The organism is Flavonifractor sp. (assembly GCF_019422385.1).
GTDB lineage: Bacteria > Bacillota > Clostridia > Oscillospirales > Oscillospiraceae > Flavonifractor > Flavonifractor avistercoris.
Genome location: NZ_JAHZDL010000092.1, coordinates 1 through 9,008, shown reverse-complemented (window position 1 = coordinate 9,008; position 9,008 = coordinate 1). Strand labels below are relative to the sequence as shown.

Sequence of the window (9,008 nt, the reverse complement as noted above, 5' to 3'; positions counted from 1 at the left end):
GGACCTCGATTCCTGACGGAAAAGTCGGCCCATCTTGCGCGAGAAGTGTCATTTCCGAGGCGCATGTCCTCGGAAATGACGGATTTTCATTTGATTCCCGCGGCTGCGGCCGCAGGAACTCTGCGAGGCGCGCCTTCGCGGGAGGTCTTTCGACAGTCAGACACCCCCTGATGCGGATGCATCAGGGGGTGTCTGCATTGCCGGGATCTGGGCTCAGCCGTCGTCCTCCTCCGGCTCCTCCTCTCCCAGCTGCTCGCGGATATAGGGGGCATAGACCCGCTCCAGCAGCAGGGAGTGGGCCAGGGCCAGGACGGCGGGCAGGAAAAAGACCGCCAGGAAGAAGTTGATGCAGACGAACACCGTCCCGTACAGCAGCAGGGCCAGCGCCACCGTAGAGGGCAGGTGGGCGATGGCCAGCTTGGCGCAGTTGGACAGCAGGCCGCCCACCCCGAACTCGAACCGGGAGAGGGTGGGAAAGAGCCAGCACAGCACCCCCAGAGGCAGCAGGAGGAACACATAGTAGGCCATGAAGAGCACATAGCCTGCCTGGCTGTACGGCGCGGTCTGGTAGAGCATGCTGTAGATGAGAAAGAGCAGCACCCCCGCGGCCAGCACCACCAGGCTGGTCAGGGCCCCCACCTTGAAGTTGTCCCGGAACGTCCGGAAGAACAGAGTCCAGCTGTCCCGCCGGTTCCCACGGATGCAGCGCACCACCGTGTTGTAGAGGGCGGAGGTGGCCGGCCCGATGGTAAACAGGGGGATGGAGCACACCAGCCAGAACACACTGAGCAGGAAGAGATCCACCAGCTTCGCGGTAAAGCGCCAGATGTCGTTGTCCGGGTTGAAAATACCTTTGGCCATGCGGGGGCCTCCTTTGATCTGAGGACGGGCCCGGCGACGGCTCGCCGGGCCCGTTCGGGGTTACAGCAGGGCGAGGATTGCCGCCTGGCGGCTCACTTCAGCTCGGGCAGGGAGGCGGCGGCCACGGACTGGCCCACGCGGCGGGCCTTCTCGTCGGGCAGGGTGGGGTTGATCTTGTCCGCGATCTCGGGGTACTCGTCGGCCAGCACCTGCTTGCACACGTCCAGGATGATGTCGCCGCCCCGACCGGACATGACCCGGCCCAGCAGCAGCACATGCTTGAAGCCGTAGAAGTGGTGGTACAGGGCCAGGGAGTGGCCCAGGTACACGCCGATGGAGCGGAAGATGGCCTCGGCGGGGGAGCCGGGGTTCTCCATCAGCTTCTGAACCTCCTTGAGCTTCTGGGCGGGGGCCAGGTCGTCGGACAGGCTGATGCCCGCAGCGGGGGCCAGCTTGATCACGCCGTCCTGGGAGAAGTACTTGACGCCGCAGCCGATGTCGCCGGACCACTCGTCCTCCATGGCGTCGGGGTTCACATCCACGGGGGCGAAGGCCAGCTCGTTGAGCCAGCCGGTGATGTTGCCGTTTTCGTCCACGTAGCCCACGGCCTCGCTGGTGCCCATGGCGATGCCCAGGATGTTGTTCTCCTCCAGGCTCATGGCGCCGGCCAGGGCGGACACGTCGCCGTCGTTGGCCACCACGTAGGGCACGTCGCCGAAGGTGTCGCGGATGGCGCGGATGTAGATGTCCTTCACCTTGGCGTCAAAGAGATCCTTGGGCACCTTGAGGAACAGGGAGGCCACCATGGTGCGGTTCTCGATGTAGATGCCGGCGGAGGACACGCCCACCGCGTCCACCCGGGGCATATGGGCCGCGGCGGACTTGAGGGCGGAGACAATGCCCTCGTAGTGGTAGTCGGGATCCTCGGTGACCTTGGGATACCACACCACCTCCTCGGAGAACACGGGCTCCCCGTCGATGACGGCGGACACCTTCCGGTCGCTTCCGCCGGCGTCGAAGCCGATGCGGCAGCCGCCCAGGTGGCGGCCCACGGCCTGGGGATTGCTCTTCTCGGCGGGCACGGCGTCGCAGTACACCACCTCAAAGGGCTTCTCATACACGTTGGACATGAACTCGGCGTCAAAGCTCCGCTTGCCGCCCACGCAGTAGGTGGCCTTCATGGCCTCATAGATGTCCTTGCTGCCGCTGAGATAGACCTTGAAGCCGCCCATATACCACAGCATGGTCTTGATGAGCCGATCCACATAGTAGGTGTCGGCCTCCGCCATGTCCGGCGTGCCGTGGATAAAGGTCTTGTACACGGCCACCTCGCCGCCGGCCCGCTCCACGGCGATGTCCAGGGGCTGCCTGGCGTCCTTCAGAAAAGCGGTGCAGAACTTGCCCAGGGGCAGGAAGCCGGGATCCAGCTCCGGCACATGTTTCACAGGCACCTCAATACCCAGATGCTTCATTCGGATACATCCTCCTTTTTTGTCGGAAACACACAGAGTTCCTTCCCCTATAGGCTATCAGTTTTTTTGAATCTGTCAAGCATATTTTCAGGTTTTTGAAAATAATTTTCTAAACTCTCTTGACGGGGGCGGCGGGGACAGGTATGATGGTGGCAACAGGGGAGGTTTCCCCCGAATCTGAAAAGGTGGGATCAAGGATGGATCTGTCTATTCGGCTGCAATGCCATCAGAAATGGGTTAAGGAGGAGCTGGAGCGGAGCATCCGGTTCTGGCTGGAAAACGGCATGGATCCGGTGCACGGCGGCGTTTATACCTGTCTGGATCGGGAGGGCAAGGTGTTCTCCACCGACAAGAGCGTCTGGATGCAGGGCCGCTGCGCCTGGATGTTCGCCTATCTGTGCCACGTGTACGGCGTGAAGGATGAGTGGCTGGAGGCCAGCAAGAGCTGCCTGGACTTCATGGAGAAGTACTGCATCAACCGGGAGGCGGGCAACCGCATGTACTTCACCGTCACCGGCGACGGCAAGCCCCTGCGCCAGCGCCGCTACTGCTTCTCCGAGGGCTTCTATGCCATCGCCAATGCGGAGTACTACGGCGTCACCGGCGACAAGGAGTGCCTGGCGCGCGCCCGGGCCGCCTATGATCTGATCTGGAACCTGAACCAGGGGCTCATCACCGACCCCACCGGCCTGGGCCCCAAGACCATCCCCGAGACCCGCTCCGGCCGCGCCCTGGCCAACCCCATGATCTACCTGAACATCACCTCCGTGCTGCGCCGGGTGGATCCCGAGCAGGAGGCCCTGTACAATGAGCGGGCCGCCGAGTGCGTGAACGAGATCTTCCAGTACCACTACAAGCCCGAGCTGGGCTGCACCCTGGAGAGCGTGGCCATGGACGGCACCCCCCGCCTGGACGTCACCGAGGGTCGGGTGGTCAACCCCGGCCACGACATCGAGTGCTCCTGGTTCCTGATGGAGGATGCCAACCGCAAGGGGGACAAGAAGCAGCACGAGACCGCCGTGAAGATCTTCGACCAGGCCATCAACGCCGGCTGGGACTACGAGTACGGCGGACTGCTCTACTTCATCGACTGCCTGGGCCGTCCCCCCGAGGCCTATGAGCACGACATGAAGCTGTGGTGGCCCCACGACGAGATCCTCATCGCCTCCCTGATGATCTTCCGGGACACCGGCGACGAGCAGTACCTGACCTGGTTCGAGCGCACCCTGGACTACTGCAAGGAGCACTTCTCCGACCCCGAGTTCGGCGACTGGTACGGCTACCTCCGCCGGGACGGCAAGCCCACCATGCCCGCCTGCAAGGGCAGCACCTTCAAGGGCCCCTTCCACCTGCCGCGGATGCTGATCATGTGCGATCAGATGCTGGATCAGCTCCTGGCCAAGCAATAAGGGGGGCGCTTATGCCCTTCGGCAATGTATTTGAGAAGATCAACAGCGAGTACTACCAGCTGACCAGCGCGGAGAAAAAGGTGGCCGACTACGTGGTCATCCACCAGCAGAAGACCCAGTTCATGTCCATCTCCGAGCTGGCGGAGGAGTCCGGCGTGGCGGAGGCCACCATCTCCCGGTTCTGCCGGAGGCTGGACTACAAGGGGTATAACGCCTTCAAGCTGGCGGTGGCCAACTCCACGGCCGGCCGGCCGGACACCCTGCCCACCCAGGGCGAGGTGCTCCCGGAGGACAGCATCGAGGAGATGGGCCGCAAGGTCTACGCCGCCGACCGGGACGCCATGGCCCAGACCCTGGAGCTGATCCGCCCCGAGGCCATCCGCCGGGCGGCGGACATCCTCTTCTCCGCGGAGAAGGTGCTGTGCATGGGCCAGGGCGGCTCCATGCTCCTGGCCCAGGAGTGCGCCCACCTGTTCAGCACCAGCATGCCCAACTTCACGGCGGTGGTGGATTCCCACATGCAGGCCATCGCCGCCTCCCACCTGACGCCCCGGGACGCGGTGCTCTACTACTCCTACTCCGGCTCCACCGAGGAGCTACTGAAAAACCTGAAAATCGTCCGGGAGCGGAAGGCCATGGCCATCCTGATCACCCGCTTCCCCAAGTCGCCGGGGGCAGCCTATGCCGACGTGGTGCTCCAGTGCGGCTCCCGGGAGGGGCCGCTCCAGGTGGGCTCCGTGGCGGCCCGGGTGGCCCAGCTCTATTTGACGGACGTGCTCTTCCACGAGGTCTGCCGCCGGGACGCGGCCAGGTGCGCCGCCACCCGGGAGATCGTGGCCGAGGTACTCTCCGACAAGCACATCTGACCGCGGCAGGGCGATTTTGAAAGAAAATTGCAGAACAAAAAATGTTTTGAAAATTTTTTTGAAAATCGTATTGACAAACCCGGCCCGAAACTATACAATCTACACAACGGGGGCAACCCCAGTCCTCGCAAAATTTATCAAAAATGAGGAGGATGTAACAATGAACATGAAGAAACCTCTTGCTCTCCTGCTCGCCGCCGGCATGACCCTCGGTCTGGCCGCCTGCGGCGGCGGAACCCAGGGCAGCAGCGAGACCCCCGCCGGCAGCTCCAACGCTCCTGCCAGCGAGACCTCCAGCGGCGGCGCCGTGGAGCTGAACCTGTGGTCTTTCAACATCGGCGGCTTTACCGATGCCGCCGCCTGGGAGCCCATCGTGGCCGCCTTCAACGAGGCCAACCCCGACATCACTGTCACCGTGACCCCCATCAACTATCAGGACGGCGACCAGAAGCTGACCACCGCCATCAGCTCCAACAGCGCCCCCGACATCATCTTTGAGGGCCCCGAGCGCATCGTGGGCAACTACGCCCGTGAGGGCCTGATGGTGGATCTGTCCGATCTGTGGACTGCCGGCGGCTCCGACATCGCCGAGGGCATCTCCAGCGTGTCCCAGCTGGACGGCACCTACTACATGTACCCCCTGAGCGTGGCCGCCCACTGCATGGCCATCAACTACGAGGTCTTTGAGGCCGCCGGTGCCCTGCAGTACATCGACGAGGAGACCCGCACCTGGACCACCGACGACTTTGTCAACGCCATGGCCGCCATCCGTGACGCGGCCGCTGCCGGCACCGTCAACGTGGCTACCCCCGGCATCGTCTACTGCGGCGCCCAGGGCGGCGACCAGGGCACCCGCGCCCTCGTCAACAACCTGTACTCCGACTACTATGTCACCGAGGACGGCACTTCCTACAATGCCAACAGCGCCAACAATGTGAAGGCTCTGACCCTGCTGCAGAACATGGTGAACGCCGGCTCTCTGTCCGCCAACGCCAGCTACGCCGCTGCCGATGAGCTTCAGGCTTTCGCCAACCAGACCTGTGCGGTCAGCTTCTGCTGGAACTTCTCCAACTACAGCCAGTACGCGGACCAGACCCAGTTCACCCCCTTCGCCATGGCGTTCCCCTCTGACGATGGCACCCCCGAGCTGGAGATGGCCGGCCCCTACGGCTTCGGTATCTTCGACAACAAGGACCAGGCTAAGATCGACGCCGCCAAGAAGTTCATCGACTTTGTCTGCAACGATGCCACCGCCGGTGTGGAGGCTGTGAAGACCTCCAGCTTCTTCCCCGTGCACTCCGACTGGGGCGATGTCTACGCCGACGCTGAGGATGCCGACCTGCGCGCTCCCTTCGCCCTGATGAGCAACTATCTGGGCCGCTACTACAACCTGACCGGCGGCTGGACCGAGCAGCGCGCCCTGTGGTGGCCCATGCTCGCTGAGATCCTGACCACCGGCGCTGACGTTCAGATCGCTGCCGACAACTTCGTGTCTCAGGCGAACGCCAACATCGGCTGACCTCCTGCGGAAGCACGTATCCTGTTCCATGCGATCCTGTGCCCGCTCCCTGAATGAGAGGGGGCGGGCACTGTGTATCTTCCGTCCTCCCCGGGGGAGGGCAGGCAAATTCTTGTCAAAGAGGGGGAAATCTTATGGCTCAGAACACTCCTGCTCCGGCTGCCGGACAGAAGCCTAAAAAAGTCAAGAAAAGCGCTACCTCCGGTATGAGCCGCGCGCTGGTGCGGCGGGAGACCACCTCGGCCTACCTGTTCCTGCTGCCCAGCCTGATCTTCTTTGTGACCTTCGTGGTCGTCCCCATGTTCATCTGTGTGTATTACAGCTTTACCGACTACGGACTGGGCGGCGTCAAGGGCTTCGCCGGCCTGTCCAACTACATCAAGCTGTTCCAGGACCCCATCTTCCACCGCGGCTTTCTGAACACGGTGCTCATGGTGGTGGTGGCGGTGCCCAGCGTCACCGCATTCTCCCTGTGGGTGAGCTCCGCCATCTACAAGATGCACTCCATTCCCCGCTCCTTCTTCCGATGTGTGTTCTACCTGCCGGTGGTCACCGGCTCGGTGGCCATCACCGTGGTGTGGAAGTGGATCCTGGACCCCTACAACGGCATCCTCAATCAGGTGGCCGGCACCTCCAGCTTTGACTGGCTGGGCAATCCAAAAACCGCCATCTGGTTTATCATCCTGATCCTGTTCACCACCTCCATCGGTCAGCCCATCGTGCTGTATGTGGCGGCTCTGGGCAATGTGGACAACTCCATTATCGAGGCAGCCGAGGTGGACGGCGCCACCAAGTTTCAGGTGTTCTGGAAGATCAAATGGCCCTCCATCATGCCCACTACCCTGTATGTGCTGGTCATCACCACCATCAACACCTTCCAGTGCTTCGCGCTGATCCAGCTGCTGACCAAGGGCGGCCCGCTGAACTCCACCATGACCATCATGTACCAGGTCTACGACACCGCGTACCGGCTCAACGACCTGGGCTATGCCTGTGCCATCGGCGTGGTTCTGGCCCTCATCATCGCCATTTTCTCCGCCATCCAGTTCAAAGTGGCGAAGACTGACAATTAAGGAGGGGCGAGAACATGAAAAAAACCACTGATCTGAGCGGCACCTCCAAGGGGTATAAGGTTTTCTCCGTGGCCATCCTGGTGGTCATGGTGATCTTCTTCCTGTTCCCTCTGTACTGGATCGTCACCGGCTCCTTCAAGAACAAGCTGGAGATCACGGCCCGGACGCCCATCTGGTTCCCCATCGAACCCACGGTGGAAAACTACGCCCGGCTGTTTGACAACCCCGCCTTCCTGTGGCTGTTCAACATCATCTTCATTTCGGCGGCGGCTATGATCCTGACCTGTCTCACCGCCTCCCTGGCGGGCTACGCCCTGGGCAAGAAGCGCTTCATCGGCCGGGGCGTCCTGTTCACCATCATCATCTGCGCCATGGCCCTGCCCAAGCAGGTCATCGTCATCCCCCTGCTGCAGGAGATGACCGCCATCGGCCTCAACGACAACATCTGGGCCGTGATCCTGCCCACCGTGGGCTGGCCCTTCGGCGTGTTCCTGATGAAGCAGTTCTCTGAGACGGTGCCCACCGAGATTCTGGAGGCCGCCCGTGTGGACGGCGCCGGCGAGCTGCGCACCTTCTTCAGCGTGGTGTTCCCCATGATCAAGCCGGGCATCGGCGCCCTGGCCATCTTCACCTTCGTCAACACCTGGAACGACTACTTCCTCCAGCTGGTCATGCTCACCAGCACGGAGAGCTGGACCCTGCCGCTGGCCATCGCCAACCTTCAGGGCGAGATGTCCACTGACTTCGGCCTGATCATGGCGGGCGCGGCGCTGGCCTCCATTCCCATCATCATCGTATTCGTGGCCTTCCAGAAGTACTTCACCCAGGGTATCGCCATGGGTGCGGTCAAGGGCTGATCCTAAAAAACTTTAAATCTTTGCAAATTATATTGGAGTGATCGATTTATGCGCGATTTCAGCAAATATCAGGGCGTCATCCCGGCATTCTACGCATGCTATGACGATTTGGGCGCCGTCAGCGCCACCAAGGTGCGGGAGCTCACCCGCTATCTGATCGGCAAGGGCGTGAAGGGCCTGTATGTGGGCGGCTCCTCCGGCGAGTGCATCTACCAGAGCGTGGAGGAGCGCAAGCTGGTCCTGGAGAATGTGATGGCCGAGGCCAGAGGCAAGGTCACCATCATCGCCCACGTGGCCTGCAACAACACCTCTGACAGCCAGGCCCTGGCCGCCCACGCGGAGAGCCTGGGGGTGGACGCTATCGCCGCCATTCCACCCATTTACTTCCACCTGCCTGACTACGCCATCGCCAAGTACTGGAACGACATCTCCGCCGCCGCCCCGAACACGGATTTCGTCATCTACAACATCCCCCAGCTGGCCGGTGTGGCCCTGAACGGCTCCCTGCTCAAGGAGATGCTGAAGAATCCCCGGGTCATCGGCGTAAAGAACTCCTCCATGCCTGTCCAGGACATTCAGATGTGGAAGGACGAGGGCTGCATCGTATTCAACGGCCCCGATGAGCAGTTCCTGTCCGGCCTGGCGGCGGGCGCCATCGGCGGCATCGGCGGCACCTATGCCGTCATGCCCGAGCTGTATCTGAAGATCTATGAGTTGTACGGCAAGGGTGAGATGGAGACCGCCCGCCAGATCCAGAACGAGGCCTGCCGCATCATTTACAAGATGTGTACCGCCAAGGGCAACCTGTACGCGGTCCAGAAGGCCATCATCCGTCTCCAGGGCGGCCCCGACGCGGGCAGCGTCCGCCTGCCCATGCCCCCTCTGGCCGACGGAGACGCATCCATCGTGCGGGAAGCGGCAGGGATGATCTCGGCTGCCATCGGGAAGTAC

General features: G+C 62.3%; 8 protein-coding genes. 6 read left to right on the top strand and 2 right to left on the bottom strand.

Annotation, left to right across the window (positions count from 1 at the left end; all coding sequences use genetic code 11):
- Window positions 1-213: 213 nt before the first annotated feature.
- Window positions 214-861, bottom strand: a complete 648-nt coding sequence (locus tag QZ378_RS10895; protein ID WP_291258282.1) for a YesL family protein — start codon at window positions 859-861, stop codon at window positions 214-216.
- 92 nt (window positions 862-953) lie between these two features.
- Window positions 954-2,333, bottom strand: coding sequence for an ROK family protein (locus QZ378_RS10890; RefSeq protein ID WP_191529697.1), 1,380 nt, complete (start codon window positions 2,331-2,333; stop codon window positions 954-956).
- A 197-nt stretch (window positions 2,334-2,530) separates the two neighbouring features.
- On the opposite strand from QZ378_RS10890, the gene QZ378_RS10885 reads away from it, so the two are divergent.
- From QZ378_RS10885 to QZ378_RS10860, 6 genes are all read left to right on the top strand, one after another.
- Window positions 2,531-3,742 (top strand): AGE family epimerase/isomerase, encoded by a 1,212-nt coding sequence (locus QZ378_RS10885; protein ID WP_291258281.1) that lies wholly within the window; start codon window positions 2,531-2,533, stop codon window positions 3,740-3,742.
- Window positions 3,743-3,753: 11 nt separating this feature from the next.
- On the top strand, window positions 3,754-4,608 hold the full coding sequence (locus QZ378_RS10880; protein ID WP_191379178.1) for a MurR/RpiR family transcriptional regulator: 855 nt from the start codon (window positions 3,754-3,756) through the stop codon (window positions 4,606-4,608).
- A 160-nt stretch (window positions 4,609-4,768) separates the two neighbouring features.
- Window positions 4,769-6,127 carry an extracellular solute-binding protein gene (locus QZ378_RS10875; RefSeq protein WP_291258280.1) on the top strand — a complete coding sequence of 453 codons (1,359 nt, stop codon included), beginning with the start codon at window positions 4,769-4,771 and terminating at the stop codon, window positions 6,125-6,127.
- 206 nt (window positions 6,128-6,333) lie between these two features.
- On the top strand, window positions 6,334-7,200 hold the full coding sequence (locus tag QZ378_RS10870; protein WP_242850254.1) for a carbohydrate ABC transporter permease: 867 nt from the start codon (window positions 6,334-6,336) through the stop codon (window positions 7,198-7,200).
- 14 nt (window positions 7,201-7,214) lie between these two features.
- Window positions 7,215-8,057 carry a carbohydrate ABC transporter permease gene (locus QZ378_RS10865; protein ID WP_291258279.1) on the top strand — a complete coding sequence of 281 codons (843 nt, stop codon included), beginning with the start codon at window positions 7,215-7,217 and terminating at the stop codon, window positions 8,055-8,057.
- Window positions 8,058-8,105: 48 nt separating this feature from the next.
- A partial coding sequence (locus QZ378_RS10860) for a dihydrodipicolinate synthase family protein (RefSeq protein WP_291258278.1) occupies window positions 8,106-9,008 on the top strand: 903 nt, incomplete at its 3' end.

Coding starts and splice junctions, on each gene's coding strand:
- QZ378_RS10895 (WP_291258282.1), bottom strand. CDS start 861: ATGGCCAAAGGTATTTTCAACCCGGACAACGACATCTGGCGCTTTACC.
- QZ378_RS10870 (WP_242850254.1), top strand. CDS start 6,334: ATGAGCCGCGCGCTGGTGCGGCGGGAGACCACCTCGGCCTACCTGTTC.
- QZ378_RS10865 (WP_291258279.1), top strand. CDS start 7,215: ATGAAAAAAACCACTGATCTGAGCGGCACCTCCAAGGGGTATAAGGTT.
- QZ378_RS10885 (WP_291258281.1), top strand. CDS start 2,531: ATGGATCTGTCTATTCGGCTGCAATGCCATCAGAAATGGGTTAAGGAG.
- QZ378_RS10875 (WP_291258280.1), top strand. CDS start 4,769: ATGAACATGAAGAAACCTCTTGCTCTCCTGCTCGCCGCCGGCATGACC.
- QZ378_RS10880 (WP_191379178.1), top strand. CDS start 3,754: ATGCCCTTCGGCAATGTATTTGAGAAGATCAACAGCGAGTACTACCAG.
- QZ378_RS10890 (WP_191529697.1), bottom strand. CDS start 2,333: ATGAAGCATCTGGGTATTGAGGTGCCTGTGAAACATGTGCCGGAGCTG.